14 protein-coding genes are annotated in these 17,424 nt (G+C 71.5%); 11 read left to right on the plus strand and 3 right to left on the minus strand.

What is annotated here, in order from left to right; genetic code table 11:
- The first annotated feature begins 387 nt into the window (after positions 1–387).
- From rpsB to ACIPEP_RS11520, 9 genes are all read left to right on the plus strand, one after another.
- Complete coding sequence (gene rpsB, locus ACIPEP_RS11480; protein ID WP_402717337.1) at positions 388–1,320, plus strand: 30S ribosomal protein S2; 933 nt, start codon at positions 388–390, stop codon at positions 1,318–1,320.
- Positions 1,321–1,401: 81 nt separating this feature from the next.
- Positions 1,402–2,229 (plus strand): translation elongation factor Ts, encoded by an 828-nt coding sequence (gene tsf / locus ACIPEP_RS11485; RefSeq protein WP_402717338.1) that lies wholly within the window; start codon positions 1,402–1,404, stop codon positions 2,227–2,229.
- A gap of 153 nt (positions 2,230–2,382) precedes the next feature.
- Positions 2,383–3,102 (plus strand): UMP kinase, encoded by a 720-nt coding sequence (gene pyrH / locus ACIPEP_RS11490; protein WP_070416390.1) that lies wholly within the window; start codon positions 2,383–2,385, stop codon positions 3,100–3,102.
- A gap of 47 nt (positions 3,103–3,149) precedes the next feature.
- Positions 3,150–3,704 carry a ribosome recycling factor gene (gene frr, locus ACIPEP_RS11495; protein WP_070416389.1) on the plus strand — a complete coding sequence of 185 codons (555 nt, stop codon included), beginning with the start codon at positions 3,150–3,152 and terminating at the stop codon, positions 3,702–3,704.
- Positions 3,704–4,696: a phosphatidate cytidylyltransferase gene (locus tag ACIPEP_RS11500; RefSeq protein ID WP_175473642.1), complete on the plus strand. Its 993-nt coding sequence runs from the start codon at positions 3,704–3,706 to the stop codon at positions 4,694–4,696. The genes frr and ACIPEP_RS11500 overlap by 1 nt, the downstream gene beginning before the upstream one ends.
- Before the next feature lie 68 nt (positions 4,697–4,764).
- A complete protein-coding gene (locus ACIPEP_RS11505) occupies positions 4,765–5,313 on the plus strand; it encodes a DivIVA domain-containing protein (protein ID WP_070419098.1) in 549 nt (182 codons plus the stop codon).
- Between the two features lie 60 nt (positions 5,314–5,373).
- Positions 5,374–6,366, plus strand: coding sequence for a transglycosylase SLT domain-containing protein (locus tag ACIPEP_RS11510; RefSeq protein WP_254790907.1), 993 nt, complete (start codon positions 5,374–5,376; stop codon positions 6,364–6,366).
- 14 nt (positions 6,367–6,380) lie between these two features.
- Positions 6,381–6,686, plus strand: a complete 306-nt coding sequence (locus tag ACIPEP_RS11515) for a hypothetical protein (RefSeq protein ID WP_402717339.1) — start codon at positions 6,381–6,383, stop codon at positions 6,684–6,686.
- Positions 6,683–7,411: an alpha/beta hydrolase gene (locus ACIPEP_RS11520; RefSeq protein ID WP_402717340.1), complete on the plus strand. Its 729-nt coding sequence runs from the start codon at positions 6,683–6,685 to the stop codon at positions 7,409–7,411. The genes ACIPEP_RS11515 and ACIPEP_RS11520 overlap by 4 nt, the downstream gene beginning before the upstream one ends.
- A gap of 89 nt (positions 7,412–7,500) precedes the next feature.
- Here the strand turns inward: ACIPEP_RS11520 and ACIPEP_RS11525 are convergent, their stop codons facing one another.
- On the minus strand, positions 7,501–9,393 hold the full coding sequence (locus tag ACIPEP_RS11525) for a hypothetical protein (protein ID WP_402717341.1): 1,893 nt from the start codon (positions 9,391–9,393) through the stop codon (positions 7,501–7,503).
- A gap of 185 nt (positions 9,394–9,578) precedes the next feature.
- Between ACIPEP_RS11525 and ACIPEP_RS11530 the strand changes: the two genes are divergently transcribed.
- Both ACIPEP_RS11530 and ACIPEP_RS11535 read left to right on the plus strand, forming a co-directional pair.
- Positions 9,579–11,315, plus strand: coding sequence for a hypothetical protein (locus ACIPEP_RS11530; RefSeq protein WP_402717342.1), 1,737 nt, complete (start codon positions 9,579–9,581; stop codon positions 11,313–11,315).
- On the plus strand, positions 11,312–12,316 hold the full coding sequence (locus tag ACIPEP_RS11535; RefSeq protein ID WP_402717343.1) for a tetratricopeptide repeat protein: 1,005 nt from the start codon (positions 11,312–11,314) through the stop codon (positions 12,314–12,316). Before ACIPEP_RS11530 ends, ACIPEP_RS11535 begins: the two co-directional genes overlap by 4 nt.
- Positions 12,317–12,598: 282 nt before the next feature.
- On the opposite strand, the gene glgB is transcribed toward ACIPEP_RS11535, so the two are convergent.
- Positions 12,599–15,346: a 1,4-alpha-glucan branching protein GlgB gene (glgB, locus tag ACIPEP_RS11540; protein ID WP_402717344.1), complete on the minus strand. Its 2,748-nt coding sequence runs from the start codon at positions 15,344–15,346 to the stop codon at positions 12,599–12,601.
- The gene (locus tag ACIPEP_RS11545) at positions 15,343–17,343 is read right to left on the minus strand and encodes a maltotransferase domain-containing protein (protein ID WP_402717345.1); all 2,001 of its coding nucleotides are present in this window, start codon (positions 17,341–17,343) and stop codon (positions 15,343–15,345) included. The genes glgB and ACIPEP_RS11545 overlap by 4 nt, the downstream gene beginning before the upstream one ends.
- Between the last annotated feature and the right edge of the window lie 81 nt (positions 17,344–17,424).

The raw sequence follows: 17,424 nt of genomic DNA on the forward strand, positions 1-17,424 counted from the left end.
GCGGGGCCCCCCCCCCCGGGGGGGCCCGCCCCCCCCGCCCCGGGGGGGGCCCCCCCCCCCCCCCCCCCCCCCCCCCCCCCCCCCCCCCCCCCCCCCCCCCCCCCGGGGGGGGGGGGGGGGGGCCCCCCCCCCCCCCCCCCCCCCTCCTGTGCGTCCACCGTCTGCTAGCATCTCCTCAGCAGTGCGCTCCGGCGCGCTGACTTCGCGTGTCCACAGCGCCGTCACCGGCGCGGCACCCGACCATCGGTCTCGCTCTCACGAGCGGGCGGTCGCGTGCCAGGGCACCAGGGACCACGACCGACGGTCGTGATCGACACAACCGCAACAGGTCCGCAGCGACGTGCGAGAGCACGGCTGCGCGCCGAGAAGACAGAAGGAGGACGGCACATGGCCGTCGTCACCATCCGCCAGCTGCTCGACAGCGGCGTCCACTTCGGACACCAGACCCGTCGGTGGAACCCGAAGGTGAAGCGATTCATCCTCGCCGAGCGCTCCGGCATCCACATCATCGACCTGCAGCAGTCGCTGGCCTTCATCGACCGCGCTTATGACTTCGTCAAGGAGACGGTCGCGCACGGTGGCACGATCCTCTTCGTGGGCACCAAGAAGCAGGCCCAGGGCTCCATCGCCGAGCAGGCGACCCGCGTCGGCCAGCCCTACGTCAACCAGCGTTGGCTCGGCGGTCTGCTCACGAACTTCCAGACGGTCTCCAAGCGCCTCGCGCGCATGAAGGAGCTCGAGGAGATCGACTTCGACGACACGACGAAGGGCTTCACCAAGAAGGAGCTCCTCATCAAGAAGCGCGAGCTGGACAAGCTCCACAAGACCCTCGGTGGTATCCGCAACCTCACGCGGACCCCGAGCGCGCTCTGGATCGTCGACACCAAGAAGGAGCACCTCGCCGTCGACGAGGCGCAGAAGCTCGGTATCCCGATCATCGGCATCCTCGACACCAACTGCGACCCCGACGAGATCACGTACCCGATCCCGGGCAACGACGACGCGATCCGCTCCGTCGGTCTCCTCACCCGCATCGTCGCCGACGCCGCGGCCGAGGGCCTGAAGACCCGCCACAACGGTGGCGACGACGAGGCTGCGGCCGAGCCCCTCGCCGAGTGGGAGCAGGAGCTCCTCGGTGGCGAGACCGCCGCGCCGGCCGCTGCGACCGCCGCCGCCGGGGCCGAGACCCCGGTCGAAGAGAACGACGCTGACGCGCAGGTCGCCGCGAAGGAGATCGGCGAGCCGATCGCCGACGACGCGAAGAACGCAGAGCCGACGGCCGAGGCCGAGGCCGCTGCGGAGACCACCCCCGCCGAGTGACCATCGGGGGCGTCGGGCCGATCGGTCCGGCGCCCCTGCTCCACTCTCCACAAACGCTCAGTCCAGAAAGGACTCCAGTCAATGGCCAACTACAGCCTTGCTGACGTGAAGAAGCTCCGCGAGGACCTCGGGGCCGGCATGATGGACGCGAAGAACGCGCTCGTCGAGGCCGACGGCGACTACGACAAGGCCGTCGAGCTGCTCCGCATCAAGGGCGCGAAGGCCGTCGCCAAGCGCGACGACCGTGCGACCTCCGAGGGTGTCGTCGTCGCGTCGACCGACGGTGGCGCGGCGACCGTCGTCGAGCTCGCGAGCGAGACCGACTTCGTCGCGAAGAACGAGAAGTTCACCACCCTCGCCGACAAGGTCGTCGCCGCGGTCGCCGCCGCCGGTGCCACCGACGTCGAGGCCGGCAACGCCGCGCCGCTGGACGGCAAGACGGTCGCCGAGGTCATCGACGAGGCCGCCGCCGCGCTCGGTGAGAAGCTCGCGCTCCGCACGGTCACCCGTGTCGAGGGCGACGCCTTCGAGGTCTACCTGCACAAGACCAGCCAGGACCTCCCGCCGCAGATCGCCGTCGTCATCGCCTACTCGGGCTCCGACGCGGCCGAGGCCCGTTCCATCGCGCAGCACGTCGCGTTCGCGAACCCGACCTACCTCACGCGGGACGAGATCCCGGCCGAGGCGATCGAGAAGGAGCGCGCGACCGTCGAGGCGATCACGCGCGAGGAGGGCAAGCCGGAGGCCGCCCTGCCGAAGATCGTCGAGGGTCGCCTCAACGCCTACCGCAAGCAGGTCGCGCTCCTCGACCAGGACTACGCGAAGGACAACAAGCTGTCCGTCGCGAAGGCCGCCGAGAACGCCGGCATCACGATCCAGGGCTTCGCCCGCGTCAAGGTCGGCGCGTAACGAACCCGTGACGGGGCTCGGAACCACCAGGTTCCGGGCCCCGTTTTCGCGCGCCGACACGCGCGAGCACCGACTGGAGGCGCGACCCGCCTCCGCCGGACCGGCTGCGGCCGGGTAGATTCCCACGAGACATTCGACGAAGGGTGCGACCACATGACGAACGAGAAGACCGGACGCCGCCGGGTCCTGCTGAAGCTGTCGGGGGAGGCGTTCGGTGCCGGTTCGCTCGGTGTGAACCCGGACGTCATCAGCACGATCGCGAAGGAGATCGCGGTCGCCGCGCAGGAGGTCGAGGTCGCGATCGTCGTCGGCGGCGGGAACTTCTTCCGCGGCGCCGAGCTCTCCCAGCGGGGCATGGACCGCGGACGCGCCGACTACATGGGCATGCTCGGGACGGTCATGAACGCCCTCGCGCTGCAGGACTTCCTCGAGCAGGCCGGAGCCGCCACGCGCGTGCAGTCGGCGATCAGCATGACCCAGGTCGCCGAGCCGTACATCCCGCGGCGCGCCGAGCGGCACCTCGAGAAGGGGCGCATCGTCATCTTCGGTGCCGGGGCGGGCCTGCCCTACTTCTCGACCGACACGGTCGCCGCGCAGCGTGCCCTCGAGATCGACGCGCAAGAGGTCCTCGTCGCCAAGAACGGCGTCGACGGCGTCTACACGGCGGACCCCAAGAAGGACGCCACGGCGGAGAAGCTCCACCACGTCACCTACCAGGACGCGCTCCTGAAGGGCCTCAAGGTCGTCGACGCCACCGCGTTCTCGCTCTGCATGGACAACGGCATGCCGATGCACGTCTTCGGCATGGAGGGCGACGGCAACGTCGCCGCCGCGATCCGGGGCGAGCGCATCGGCACGGTGGTCAGCAACTGACCCCGTCCGCTGACTAGACTCGACGCCAGTACCGAAGGAGTAACACCGTGATCAGTGATGTCCTGACCGAAGCCACCGAGAAGATGGCGAAGGCGGTCGAGGTCGCCAAGGACGACTTCTCGACCGTCCGCACCGGCCGCATCAACGCGGCGCTCTTCCAGAAGATCCCGGTCGAGTACTACGGCACGCCGACGCCGCTCGCGCAGCTCGCGTCGCTGCAGACCCCCGAGGCCCGCACGCTCATCGTGACGCCGTACGACAAGACGGCGCTCAAGGAGATCGAGCGCGCGATCGCGACGTTCCCGAACCTCGGCGCCAGCCCGACGAACGACGGTGACATCGTCCGCGTGACGATCCCGGAGCTCACGCAGGACCGCCGCAAGGAGTTCGTCAAGCTCGTCCGGAGCAAGGGCGAGGACCACAAGGTCGTCATCCGCAACATCCGCCGCAAGGCCAAGGACGACCTCGACGCGCTGAAGGGCGAGATCTCCGACGACGAGATCTCCCGTGGCGACAAGGACCTCGAAGCCCTGACGAAGAAGCACGTCGACCAGATCGACGACTCGCTGAAGAAGAAGGAAGCCGAACTCCTCGAGGTCTGATGCACCGTCCGGACCAGGGCGGTGACCGCCCCACAGCAGAGAAGCGTTCCGCCAAGGGGCTGCGTCAGGACTTCGACGCGCGCGCACGAGCCGCACGCACCGACTTCGAGGCGCAGCTCCGGCAGCGGAAGGCCGACTTCGGCGCCCGCAACGAGGCGCTGACGGCACGCACCGGACGCAACCTGCCGGCCGCGATCGGGATCGCGCTGGCGTTCGCGGTCGTGATGCTCGGCTCGTTGCTCATCTGGAAGCCGTCGTTCATGGTCGTCGGAGCGTTCCTGCTCGGCGTCGGTGTCTACGAGCTCGCGAGCGCCATGCGGTTCGCCGGGCGCGACGTGCCGCGCATCCCGAGCGTCATCGTGAGTGTGGCGATCGTGCCGGCGGCGTTCATCGGCGGGCAGATCCCGGCGCTGTTCACGCTCCTCGGCGGCATCGTGTTCATCAGCCTCTGGCGCCTGGTCGAGGTCGCGATCGCGCGTCCGAAGCCGGCCGCGGGGAACGTGGTGCGGGACCTCACGAACGGCTTGTTCGTGCAGGCCTACATCACGCTCCTCGGCGCCTGCGTCGTGCTGCTGGCGGCACAGCCCAGCGGGCAGCTCTGGGTGATCGGCTTCATCCTCGTGGTCGTCGCGGTCGACACCGGCGCGTACGCCACCGGGCTCAACCTCGGCAAGCACCCGATGGCGCCCCGGATCAGCCCGAAGAAGACGTGGGAGGGCTTCGCCGGCTCGGTCGCCGCCAGCATCATCGTCGGCATCCTCGTCTCGTGGCTCATGCTCGGGCTGCCCTGGTGGACGGGCATCATCCTCGGCGTGCTCATCTCCGGGTCCGCCACGCTCGGCGACCTGACCGAGTCGATGATCAAGCGCGACCTCGGCATCAAGGACATCTCGTCGTTCCTGCCCGGGCACGGTGGACTCCTCGACCGCATCGACAGCATCCTGCCGTCCGCCGCCGTCGCCTACGTGCTGTACCTCGTCGTCAACCACTGAACGGACCCCTGGCCCACGCCCCAGCGCGTCCAGGTCACACCATGGTCCGGTCCTGGCAGAATGTCGCCGTGGCCACCACCTTCCCGAACGCAGACCGCTCCGCCCTCGGATACGACGTCGACGAGGTCGAGCGCTTCCTCGAGGACGCCCGCCGCGCCTACACGGCGAACGACACCGCTCCGGCGATCGAGGCCGCGAAGATCCGGGCCACCGCCTTCTCGATGCGCAAGGGCGGCTACTCCACCGCACACGTCGACGCCGCACTCGAACGGCTCGAGGACGCCTTCGCGGCTCGTGAGCGCGAGCGGGAGATCGCGGACATCGGGCAGAAGGCCTGGTACGCCGAAGCCCGGTCGAAGGCCTCCGACGTCGTGGCGCGTCTCGAGCGTCCGGACGGGCAGCGGTTCGGTCGCGTCAGCTTCCTCGGCACCGGGTACCACCCGAAGGACGTCGACGCCTTCGCGAAGCGGCTCGAGGGATACTTCCGCGACGGCAAGCCGCTCAGCCTGACCGAGGTCCGCTCGATCGTCTTCCGACCCAAGCACGGCGGCTACCGCGAAGCGCAGGTCGACGCGCTGCTCGACGCCGTCGTCGAGGTCATGCTCGCTGTCCGCTGACGACGCGCTGGTGGCGGGTGCTTCGCTTTCCGTGATCGTTCCGTTATCCTGGTCGAACTCATGGGCAGGCACACGGCAGACATCAGCTCCGACCGCGATACCCGCGAGCACCTCGGCCTCACGGCCGCCGGTGAGCGCCGCGCGGCACTGAACCGAACCCGCACGGCGGAGAACTCGGTCCTCCCGGCGAACCCGACGGTGGTCACGGCATCGGTGCCGACCGCTCCGGCCGTCGCCCCCAAGTCGGTCGCGGCGAACCGCGTGTCGGACACGACGGACGCGCAGGCGTCGGTCGCCCACGCGGTGCCCGCCACCCCTGCCGACCCCCGCATCGTCAAGCAGCGTCGTGCCCGTGCCGTCGCCGCAGCCGCGAAGCCGTCGTCGTCCCCGCAGAGCATGAACACCTTCGTGCGCAAGCGTGCGGCAGTGCCGGTGCTGTCCTTCTTCGCGGTGTCCGGCATCGTCGTCGGCTCGCTGTTCAACCCGCTGCAGCCCGACGTGGCCCAGGCAGCGGTCTCCGCTCCGGTGCTCGTCAAGGCGCCGGCGGCCCCGCAGGAGTACACGGCGCACGGCACATACGCCGCGTTCGACGTCTCCCGTGACGCGTACGGCGTGACGCTCCCGAAGCCCAAGGTCGTCGAGAAGCCGAAGACCGAGACCGACACCACGGATGCCGACGCGGACACCGCCACGGACGAGACCGCCTCGGTGAGCGCCTCGAACACCCTCGCGGCGACCGCTGCGACGCCGGACCCGGGCAGCGCCCAGGCCATCGCGCAGGAGATGGTGGCCGCGCGCGGCTGGGGGACCGACCAGTACAACTGCCTCGTCTCGCTCTGGAACAAGGAGTCGGGCTGGCGCGTGAACGCGTACAACCCGAGCGGTGCCTACGGCATCCCGCAGGCGCTCCCCGGCAGCAAGATGGCCACGGCCGGCGCCGACTGGCAGACGAACCCGGCGACGCAGATCACCTGGGGCCTCAACTACATCTCCGGCGTCTACGGCACGCCGTGCGGTGCCTGGGGCCACAGCGTCGCGAACAACTGGTACTGATCGGCTGAACGCAGGTGCCGCGGAGCAACCGGCCGCGACGCCCTCGGGGCCGCGGTCCCGAGCAGGACGACGAGCCGACCGGTCTCGACCGGATGATGAGCTCGTGGAAGCGCACCGAGGTGCGCCGCGGCCGTGAGTACCTCGTGCAGCCCGTCTCCGCCGCCTCGGCGCAGAAGGAGTACATCTGCCCGGGCTGCGGCGGCACGGTGCTGCCCGGCGTGGCGCACGTCGTCGTCTGGCGTGCCGACGGTGTCCTCGGGGACGAGGCCGACCTGGCGTCCCGCCGCCACTGGCACAACCACTGCTGGAGCATCGCATGACCACCGAGATCCGGTCGAACACCGAGCTGCCGGCCCGACGCACCGACATCGAGCTCGTCACGGACGACCACCTCACCCTGGTCGGTGAGCTCGCCGAGCCGCTCGAGCACGCTGCTCGCGGCACGATCGTGACGCTGCACCCGCTGCCGACCGCGCACGGCTTCATGGACTCGCACGTCCTGAAGAAGGCGGCGGCCCGGCTCCCGGCCCTCGCGGACATCGCGGTGCTCCGCTTCAACTTCCGCTCGGTGACGTCCCCGCGCGGCACGTCCGAGGGCGTCTTCGGCGACGGCGTCTCCGAGGGGTTCGACCTGCGCGCCGCCGTCACGGACGTCGTTCACCGCGGTCTGCCGACACCGTGGCTCGTCGGGTGGTCGTTCGGCACCGAGGTGATCCTCAAGCACGCGCTCGAGCACGTCGAGGCCGGCCGGGTCGCCGGTGTCGTCCTGCTCTCGCCGCCGCTGCACCGCACCACCGACGACGAACTCGCCCGCTGGGCGGAGGTGTCCGTCCCCGTCGTGGCCCTCGTCCCCGAGCACGACGACTTCCTGCAGCCGGACGAGGCGGCACGTCGGTTCGCCATCGCGCCGAACGTCCGTGTCGTCCCGGTCGAGGGGGCGAAGCACCTCTGGGTGGGGGAGAAGTACGTCCGGATCGTGCTCGACGCGATCGCGGACCTCGTCGTGCCGGGCAGCGCACCGTTGCCGACGCACGTCACCGACTGACGGACGGGCCGGGTCGCGGGGAACGGGTCGCGTCGACGACGCCGGCCGGTCCAGGAGGCGCGGGTCGCGCCTCCTGGACCGGCCGACGCTCAGCGCGTGGTCGCGTCCTCGTCGTCGGTGACCGTCGCGTCGTCGGTGACCGACTCGTCGTCGGGCTCGATCACGAGCTCGGCCGGCTCCGCGGCGTCGACCGACGGTGCCGTGCCGAGCAGGCCGGTCGCGTTGGTCAGGACCCCGCGGAGGTTCTCGAGGTAGCCGGCGACGGCGTCGCGTTCGGTCCGGATGGCCGCGAGGCGGTCCTCGGACTCGGCGATGATGCCGGCGGTGCGCTCCTCGGCGTCGGCGATCATCTTGTGCACGCGGTCCTGGGCGTCCGCGACGATCGTGCGCGCGTGCTCCTGCGCGTCCGAGGTGCTGGAGCGCTCGAGGTCGTCGGCCTCCTGCTGGAGGCGCTCGGCCCGTTCGCGTGCCTCGGTCGCGCGGCGCGTCGCCTCGGCGAGCTGCAGGTTCGCCTCGTCGAGGTACTTCTGCGTCTCGGTGACGGTGTCGTGGTGCTTCTGCAGGTAGTCCTGCTCGGCGTCGTCACGTCGGGCGGCGAGTTCCGACTCGAGGGTCGTGCGGGCCTCGTCGCGTTCGCGGGCGATCTCGGCACGGACCTCGTCGCGCTCGCGGGTGAGGTCGGCACGGGCCGTGTCGATCTCCTGCCGGAGTGCCGTGCGCTCGGCCTCGAGCGCGCCGAGCTCGGCGGTGCGGCGGTCGGCGATCTCGGTGTCGACCTCGGCGTGCTCGCGTTCGCGGCGGGCGGCGAGTTCGTTCTCGTGCTCGCGGGCGGCGCGTTCCGCGGCCGCCTCGGCCTCGGCGCGCTCCCGCTCGATGCGCGTCGCGTGCTCGTCGAGTTCACGGGCGATGCGGTCCGCGGTCTCCTGCACCAGCCGGGCGTTCTCGGTGCGGGTCTGCTCCTCGTCGACGCGGAGCTGGGCTCGTGCCGCCTCGATCTCCTGCTCGAGCGCGGCGCGGGCCGAGGCGAGCTCGCGGTCCCACTCGGCGCGGGCGGCCGCGAGCTCCTCGTCGAGGACACGGCGGCGGTCGGCGAGCTCGGTGTCGAGCTCGGCGCGACGGCGGTCGACCTCGGCGGCGAGGTCGGCGCGTCCGGTCTCGAGCTCGAGCGCGTGGGCCTGCTGCTCGTCGTCGCGTTCACGGTGCCAGGCGGCGCGACCCTCGGCGATCTCGCGCTCGAGGGCGTCGCGGCGGGTGGTCTCGTCGCGGTCGAGGTCCTCGACACGGCGGGCGTGGTCGGCCTCGAACACGCTGCGGCGGTGCTCGGTCTCGCGGTCGAGGTCGGCGGCGGCGCGACGGGCCTCGGCGGACTCGCGCTGGGTGATCTCGCGCAGCTCGGCGACCTCGTGCTCGACCTGGGCGCGCAGCGCGTTCGTCTCGCGGATCGCGACCGAGCGGACCTCGGCCGCCTCGGTCACGGCGGCACCGCGGATCGCGGCGGCCTCGTTGCGGGCGTCCTGCGTCAGGAGCCCGGCCTCGGCGCGGGCACGTTCGACGGTGTCGGCCGACTCGGCGCGGGCACGGGTGAGCTCGTTCGTCGACCGGGTGCGGGCGTCCTCGAGCGTGTCGCGGGCTTCGTCCTGTGCCTCGCGCAGGGTGCGGTCGGCCTCGGCACGGCTCGAGGCACGGAGCCGCTGCGCGTCGATGTCGGCCTGGCTGATGAGCCGCGTGGACTGTTCCTCGGCGACGCGGAGGGTCGACTCGAGACGGGTGCCGAGGCCGCTGTACGTGGGGGTGCCGGCCTCGTCGAGCTCGCCCTGCAGCTCGGAGACGCGCGCCTGCAGGAGGCGGATCTCCTTCGCGGCGTCGGCCCGGTCGTTGTTCGACTTGATGAGCTCACGGCGCAGATCGTTCAGCGAGCGGTCCACGTCTTCGCGGCGGTACCCACGCAGCTCGGTCCCGAACTCTGCCTCGTCGTTCGCCACGTGTTCGCTCCTGGGTGCTCGGCGGAGGGCACAGGGAAGGCCCGGCACGATTGTAGTGGCGTGCGGAGACGGTGGGCTGTGACCGCGGACAGCGGTGGGGGATGCGCCGTCCAGACTCCCTCGCTATCCTGGAGCGCTGATTCGCGCGCCGACACCCCCACCCCGGCGCGGTAGGGAGAAGATCCGTGCGATTCGTCCTGGCGATCGTCAGTTTCGTCATCGGGCTGCTGCTCGTCGCCCTCGCGGTCGGCCAGCGGACCGTGTTCGAGCCACCGTCGTCGCTCGTCGCGGCATCGTCCTCGAAGAGCTCCGCCCCGGTGACCGTGATCCCGGGCTCGACGCTCAACGCCAACCCCGGCTACCAGCGCATCAACGTCTCCGGCTCGGGCAAGGTGTTCGCGGCCTACGGCAAGACGAGCGACGTCGACGCCTGGATCGGCGACGCGAAGCACACGACGATGCGGTTCGACGCCGAGCAGGCGAAGCTCGTCGGCCGCACGACGGGGTCCGAGTCCACCGTGCCGGACCCCGCGGGAAGCGACCTCTGGTACCAGGAGTACGACAGTGCCGGACAGTTCACGGTCCGTCTGCCCGAGGACGTCAGCGTGATCATCGTCGGCGACGGTACGGCCGCGGCCCCGAGCGACGTCTCGGTCACGTGGCCGCGCGACACCGCGACGCCGTCGGTCGGTCCGCTCCTCGTCGCCGGTGGCGTGTTCCTGGTCGGCGGCATCGTCCTGCTCGTCTGGGCGTTCGTGCACCAGCGTCGTGGTCGCGGACCGCGCCGCCGCAGCGGGGGCTCCCGTCCGCCGCGCGTGCGTGCCTCGCGCCGTGCCGCGGCCGCCGGCGCCCAGGTACCGGTCCGCGGTCGTCGCGGCCGACGGGCGTTCGTGGCGATCCCGGTCCTGCTCGTCGGGGCCCTCGGTCTCGCCGGCTGTTCGTCCGACTACTGGCCGCAGGGGACGTCCGCGGCCAGCCCGACGCCCACCGCGACGGCGACCGGGACGGCTGCGCAGACCGAGCCGACCGCCGCCACGAAGCAGCAGATCACCCGGATCGTCCAGCGGGTCGCCTACGTGGCCAAGCGTGCCGACGACGCTCGCGACGCGAAGCTCGCCGAGCAGCGCTTCACCGGTGCGGCCCTCGACCTGCGCGCGGCGAACTACACGATCCGCGGCAAGGACTCGGACGTCGACGCCCCGCCGACGATCTCGGGGGAGCAGGTGTGCGTGGCGCTGCCGCAGCAGACCGACTCGTGGCCGCGCACCGTGTTCGCGGTCGTCGCCGAGGACTGCGACGCGAAGTCGGCCCCGCAGGCGCTGACGCTCGTGCAGGACTCCGCCCGCGACGACTACAAGGTCGCCTACGACGTCTCGCTCGAGGCCGCGGCGAAGATCCCGAGCCTCGCGCCCACGTCGATCGGTGCCGCCCTGCTCGCGTCGAACACGAAGCTGCTCGCCATCGCACCCGACGAGATCGCGAAGGCGTACGGCGACATCCTCTCGAAGGACAAGGACAGCTCGTACGCGTCGCTGTTCCAGGCGGACAGCGACGGCCTCCGGTCGACCATCGGCAAGGCCTACAAGGACAAGAAGTCCGAGTCGCTGCCGGACACCGCGAAGATCGAGTACTCGTCCGAGGTCCCCGACGACAGCGCCGTGGCGATCGCGACGGACGGTGCCGGAGCGCTCGTGTCCGCCGACCTGAACGAGGTCGAGAAGGTCACGCCCACCGCGGCCGGCGCCGAGGTGAACACCGAGGGCGCGGTCAAGGCGCTCTCCGGTGTCGACTCCAGCACGAAGGGCATCAGCGCGACCTACGGCGTGCAGCTGCTCTTCTACGTGCCCCCGGTGGGCACCGATGACAAAGTGGTCCTGCTCGGGTTCACGCAGGGCCTGACAGCAGCGAGTGAGGTGCAATGACCAACGTCCCCCCGACCCCGTCCGGTCTCCGCGGAGCCGTCGACCTGTCGTCCCTGGTGGACCGCGCCCAGCGGCCGCCCCAGCCCGGCGGGGCCGCTGCCGGCGGCCCCGGGTCCGGCGTCGCCGCAGGTGCTCCCGGCAGCGAGACCGGTGCCGACCTGACCGTCCCGTCGCTCGTCCTCGACGTCACCGACCAGACCTTCCAGGACGTCCTGCAGCTCTCCACGATCGTCCCCGTGATCGTCGACATCTGGGCCGAGTGGTGTGGGCCGTGCAAGCAGCTCTCGCCGATCCTCGAGCAGCTCACCGCCGAGTACGACGGCCGCGTGCTGCTCGCCAAGGTCGACGCCGACACGAACCCGCAGCTCGTGCAGGCGTTCCAGGCGCAGTCGATCCCGACCGTGGCCGCGCTCATCGGCGGACGCCCCCTCGGGCTCTTCGTCGGAGCGCTGCCCGAGGCGCAGGTCCGCGACGTCTACGAGCAGGTCCTCGCCGCAGCGGCAGAGAACGGTGTATCCGGCCGCGTCACGGTCGACGGAGCGGCCGCGGCCGACGCCGTCGAGCAGGGCGAGCCCGAGCCGGAGCCGCTGCCGCCGCACCACCAGGCCGCGTACGACGCGATCGAGCAGGGCGACTACGCCACCGCGATCCAGGAGTACAAGACCGCGATCGCGCAGGACCCGCACGACCAGATGGCCGTCGCCGGGCTCGCACAGGTGTCGCTGCTCGACCGGCTGAACGGCCGCACCGCGGACGACATCCGTGCTGCTGCGGCCGCCGGGCCCTCCGACGTGCAGGCGCAGCTCGCGGTCGCCGACCTCGACATCTCGGGCGGGCACGTCGACGACGCGTTCGGCCGGCTGCTCGACCTCGTCCCGACGGTGTTCGGGGACGAGCGCGAGGCGCTCCGTGTGCGGCTCGTCGAGTACTTCGAGCTGATCGGCACCGAGGACCCGCGCGTGGTCGCCGCGCGCCGGCGTCTGGCGAGCGCGCTGTACTGAGCGCCGACGCGTCAGCGCGGGACGCGCCAAGCGCGCCAAGCGCGAGCGTCGAACCACGAAACCGACGTCGAACCACGGTCGCACCCTGGTTCGACGTCGGTTTCGTGGTTCCACACCGTGGTCCTGCGCCGCGGTCGTGGTCGCGTCCGGGACGCGACCGCACGACGGACGGGAGGCGCGGTGCCAGTCGGCACTCCTCCCTCGCAGGCTCGGTCGGCGTGCCCCGCGCAACGCTTCGCGTCGCCGCTGAGCGGGGCACGCTCCCGTCCGATGTGCGCGGGGCTAGCGCGCCAGCTTCAGCCAGACCGCGCCGAGCGGCGGCACCACGAGGTGCGCGGACGCCGGACGCCCCGCCCACGGGGTGTCCTCGGCCGTGACCACGCCGAGGTTCCCCACGCCCGACCCGCCGTACTCCGCGGCATCGGTGTTGAGGACCTCGTGCCAGGCACCGGCCGCCGGCAACCCGAAGCGTCGCTCGACCGGCACGCCGGAGAAGTTCACGAACACCGCGAGCCGGGCGTCACCGTCCTTCCGCAGGAACCCGAGCGTCGAGTGCGGTGCGTCGCCACCCTCGATCCACTCGAAGCCGTCGGCCGTGGCGTCGTGCGTCCAGAGCGCCGGCGTCTCGCGGTACACCCGGTTGAGCGAGGACACGAGGTCCTGCACACCGCGGTGCCCCGGGTCGTCGAGGAGCCACCAGTCCAGCCCGCGCGCCTCGGACCACTCGCTGGGCTGGGCGAACTCCTGCCCCATGAAGAGCAGCTGCTTGCCGGGGTGGGCCCACATGAACGCGAGGTATGCCCGCACGTTCGCGAGCTTCTGCCACTCGTCGCCGGGCATCTTGCCGTAGAGCGATCCCTTGCCGTGCACGACCTCGTCGTGGCTGATCGGCAGGGTGAACTGCTCGCTGAACGCGTACACGAACGAGAACGTGATCTCGTCGTGGTGGTAGCTGCGGTACGCCGGGTCGCGCTCGATGTACTGCAGGGTGTCGTGCATCCAGCCCATGTTCCACTTCTGGCCGAACCCGAGACCGCCCGCGCTGGTCGGCTGCGTGACGCCCGGCCACGAGGTGCTCTCCTCGGCGATCATCACGATGCCCGGGTAGCGCTTGTACGCGGTGGCGTTCGTCTCCTGCAGGAAGGAGATCGCCTCGAGGTTCTCGCGCCCGCCGTGGATGTTCGGCAGCCACTCGGTGCGCGAGTAGTCGAGGTACAGCATCGAGGCGACGGCGTCCACGCGGAGCCCGTCGATGTGGAACTCCTCGAGCCAGTAGAGCGCGTTCGCGACGAGGAAGTTGCGGACCTGCGGCTGACCGAAGTCGAACACGTAGGTGCCCCAGTCGAGCTGCTCGCCACGGCGGGGGTCCGGGTGCTCGAACAGCGCGTAGCCGTCGAACTTCGCCAGGGCCCACTCGTCCTTCGGGAAGTGCCCGGGGACCCAGTCCATGATCACGCCGATGCCGGCGGAGTGCAGCCGGTCGACGAGGTACCGGAGGTCATCGGGGGAGCCGAACCGGGCAGTCGGGGCGTAGTAGCCGGTGACCTGGTAGCCCCACGATCCGCCGAAGGGGTGCTCGGCGAGCGGCAGGAACTGCACGTGGGTGAAGCCCGTGTACTGGACGTGGCCGATGAGCTGGTCGGCGACCTCGCGGTAGGACAGCCCCGGACGCCACGAACCGAGGTGGACCTCGTAGACGCTCATCGGACGGTCGTGCGTGGTCGTCCGTGCCCGGTGCTCCATCCACTGCGCGTCGCCGTCGGACCACTCGTGGTGCGACTCGTCGATCACGGAGGCGGTCAGCGGAGGGACCTCGGTCCGCCGGGCGAACGGGTCGGCCCGCTCCACCCAGCCGGAGTCGGTGAGGAGCTGGAACTTGTACCGCTGACCGACGAGGGCGCCGGGCCAGAACAGCTCCCAGACACCGAGGTCGGTCAGGCGACGCATCGCGGTGGTGCGGCCTTCCCAGCCCTCGAAGTCACCGATCACCCGGGCTGCGGTCGCCCGCGGGGCCCAGAGCGTGAACGAGACGCCGTCCACGCCGTCGACCGTGGTGACGTGCGCGCCGAGGTGGTGCCACAGCTGCTCGTCACGGCCCTCGCCGAAGAGGTGCAGGTCGAGTTCGCCGATCGTCGGGGGGAACCGGTAGGCGTCGTCGGTCGTCCAGGTGATGTCGTCGCTGTCGGTCGACGGGTCCGGGTCGTAGTCGGCCTCGACCCGGTACCGTCCGAGCTCGCCGGGGGTCGCGCCGGCCCAGAGGCCGTCGCCCTCGTGCGTGAGCTCGACGTCGTCCCCGTCCGGTCGGACGATCCGCACGGCGGTCGCGAGGTGGCGGACCACACGGACGCTCGTGCCGCCGTCGACGGGGTGCGGTCCGAGGACGTCGTGGGGCTGGGACCAGCGGGCCTCGGCGACCTGCTGGCGGAGCCACTCCTCGACGGGGGCGGGACGCGGGCCGGTCGCCTCCGGCGTGGTGTCGGTCGGACGGGAGGCGCGGGTCGACCCCGCCTCGCTCGTCGCGGCGAGCGGGCTGCCGCCTTCGCTGGTCGGCGCGTCCGCCCCGTCGCCGGGGCCGTCCGTGTCGGCCGACGTCGTGACGCCGGTCGCGCCTCCCGTGCCGTCACCGGCGGCCGCGGACCGCTCGACGGACTCGACCGCCTCGACCGTGACGTGCCGCGGGTGGGCCGCGTCGGACGCGTGTCCGGCGAGCGTGGCCGATTCGGCGACGTCGCGGTCCGGCGCTTCCCGTCGGGCCGGGGGTGCACCGGGCAGGTCCTCGCCGGGTGCCGAGACACGCGGCTCGTAGCGGGGGGCCGCGGGTTCCGGGGAGGCGGACGGATGCGGTCCTCCGGCTGCCGGCGGCTCCGGTGCGACGTGCTGTGCCGGGTGCGTCGGGCGCGGGGTGTCGGCCGGCATGCGGCGGGGCAGCACGGGCGGCGGAGGCGGCGGCACCGGCGGAACGCTCGGCCCCTGCCCCCGGTCGTTCGGCGCTGCCGTCGGTGCGTCGTCCTCGGGGTGGGTGTCGGTCATCGGTGGGGTCCCTCCACGACGAGCAGGTGCACGGGTTCTTGGAACGCGTCCAGGCGGACGTAGTTCGACGATCCCCAGACCCAGCGCTGGCCGGTCACGACGTCGCGGACGTCGAACGCCTGCTCCGGGTCGAGGCCGAGGGCGGCGAGGTCGAGGTGGACCGTGGTCTCACGGGCCGAGTGGGGGTCGACGTTCGCGACGACGATCACGGTGTCGTCGCGCCCGGAGCGGATGAACCGTCCGGGCAGGTGCTTGGAGTACACGACGATCGCCGGGTCCTCGGCGTCGTGCACGTGCAGGTTCCGGAGCTGGCGGAGCGCCGGGTGTGCCTGCCGGAAGCGGTTGAGCATCGTGACGTACGGCGCCAGGCTCGCGCCCTCGGCCTCGGCCAGGGCGAAGTCACGCGGCTTGTACTCGTACTTCTCGTTGTCGATGTTCTCTTCCGAGCCGGGGCGTGCGACGTCCTCGAACAGCTCGTACCCGGAGTACATGCCCCACGTCGGCGCACCGGTGGCCGCGAGCGCCGCACGGATCTTGTACCCGGCGCGGCCGCCGAACTGCAGGTACTCGGTGAGGATGTCGGGCGTGTTCACGAACAGGTTCGGACGCAGGTACGCGCTCGTCTCGTGCGAGAGCTCGTCGAAGTAGTCGGCGATCTCGTCCTTCGAGTTCCGCCACGTGAAGTACGAGTACGACTGCTGGAACCCGACCTCGGCGAGGGCGCGCATCATCGCCGGGCGCGTGAACGCCTCGGCGAGGAACACCGTGTCGGGGTGCTCGTCGCGGATCTCGCGGATGACCCGCTCCCAGAACCAGAGCGGCTTGGTGTGCGGGTTGTCCACGCGGAAGATCCGGATGCCGAGGGCGATCCAGTGGCGCAGGACCCGCAGGACCTCGGCGACGAGCCCTTCGGGGTCGGTGTCGAACTGGATCGGGTAGATGTCCTGGTAGCGCTTCGGCGGGTTCTCGGCCGTGGCGATGGAGCCGTCCGCGCGGACCGTGAACCACTCGGGGTGCTCGGTGACCCAGGGGTGGTCGGGCGAGCACTGCAGGGCGAAGTCGAGCGCGACCTCCATCCCGGTGTTCTTCGCCGTCTCGACGAAGTCGCGGAAGTCGTCCTCGGTGCCGAGGTCCGGGTGGATGGCGTCGTGCCCGCCGTCGGGGCCGCCGATGGCCCACGGGCTGCCGGGGTCGTGCGGGCCGGGGGTGAGCGTGTTGTTCGGACCCTTGCGCGCGGTCGTGCCGATGGGGTGGATCGGCGGGAGGTACACCACGTCGAAGCCCATGCGCGCGACGCCCGGGAGCCGTCGTGCCGCGGTGCGGAAGTCGCCGCTCTTCCACGAGCCGTCGGGGTTCTTCTTCGCGCCTTCGCTGCGGGGGAAGAACTCGTACCAGGCGCCGACACCGGCGCGGGTGCGCTCGACGTCGAGCAGCTGCGTGGGCGAGTGCGTCCGGAGCGAGGTGAGCGGCGCATCTTCGACCTCGCCCGTGATGCGCGGGTCGTCGACGGCGGCGAGTCGTTCGGCCGGGTCGAGGTCGGTGTCGCGGACGCGCGCCGCCGCACGCGTGGCGGCGGGGGAGTCGGTCTCGTCGGCGAGTCGGTCGAGGAGCGCCGCCCCGTCGAGCAGGGTGGCCTCGGTGTCGACGCCCGCGGCGATCTTCAGGCGGGCACCGTGCAGCCAGGACGACCAGTCGTCGGCGTAGGACTCGACGTGCCACGTCCAGACGCCGGTGTGGTCGACCTGGACGGTCGCTTCGTAGCGGTCGGTGCCCGGGGCGACGAGCACCATCGGGACGGTCCTGGTGCCGCCGTCCGGTCGTTCGAGGACGAGGTCGGCGCCGATGATCCCGTGCCCTTCGCGGAAGACGGTCGCACCGAACGTGATCACCTCGCCGTCGAACGCCTTGCCGGGGAACCCGTTGGGCGTCGTGGGGGCGAGCTCGGTGATCGGGATGCGCCCGATCTTCGGTCGGCGGGGTCGGTCTGCAGTGGCCACGGAGCCGACGCTACCCGGCGAGCGCCTCCGCGTTCCCCGGAACGTGCCGTCCGTGGAGACCCGGGCGCGCCGTGGCGCTGT

This window comes from Curtobacterium sp. NPDC087082 (genome assembly GCF_044745045.1).
Taxonomy (GTDB): domain Bacteria; phylum Actinomycetota; class Actinomycetes; order Actinomycetales; family Microbacteriaceae; genus Curtobacterium.

What these genes read in the sequence shown, in the direction of transcription:
- rpsB (WP_402717337.1), top strand. Translation starts at nt 388, where the DNA reads ATGGCCGTCGTCACCATCCGCCAGCTGCTCGACAGCGGCGTCCACTTC.
- tsf (WP_402717338.1), top strand. Translation starts at nt 1,402, where the DNA reads ATGGCCAACTACAGCCTTGCTGACGTGAAGAAGCTCCGCGAGGACCTC.
- pyrH (WP_070416390.1), top strand. Translation starts at nt 2,383, where the DNA reads ATGACGAACGAGAAGACCGGACGCCGCCGGGTCCTGCTGAAGCTGTCG.
- ACIPEP_RS11500 (WP_175473642.1), top strand. Translation starts at nt 3,704, where the DNA reads ATGCACCGTCCGGACCAGGGCGGTGACCGCCCCACAGCAGAGAAGCGT.
- ACIPEP_RS11510 (WP_254790907.1), top strand. Translation starts at nt 5,374, where the DNA reads ATGGGCAGGCACACGGCAGACATCAGCTCCGACCGCGATACCCGCGAG.
- ACIPEP_RS11520 (WP_402717340.1), top strand. Translation starts at nt 6,683, where the DNA reads ATGACCACCGAGATCCGGTCGAACACCGAGCTGCCGGCCCGACGCACC.
- ACIPEP_RS11535 (WP_402717343.1), top strand. Translation starts at nt 11,312, where the DNA reads ATGACCAACGTCCCCCCGACCCCGTCCGGTCTCCGCGGAGCCGTCGAC.
- glgB (WP_402717344.1), bottom strand. Translation starts at nt 15,346, where the DNA reads ATGACCGACACCCACCCCGAGGACGACGCACCGACGGCAGCGCCGAAC.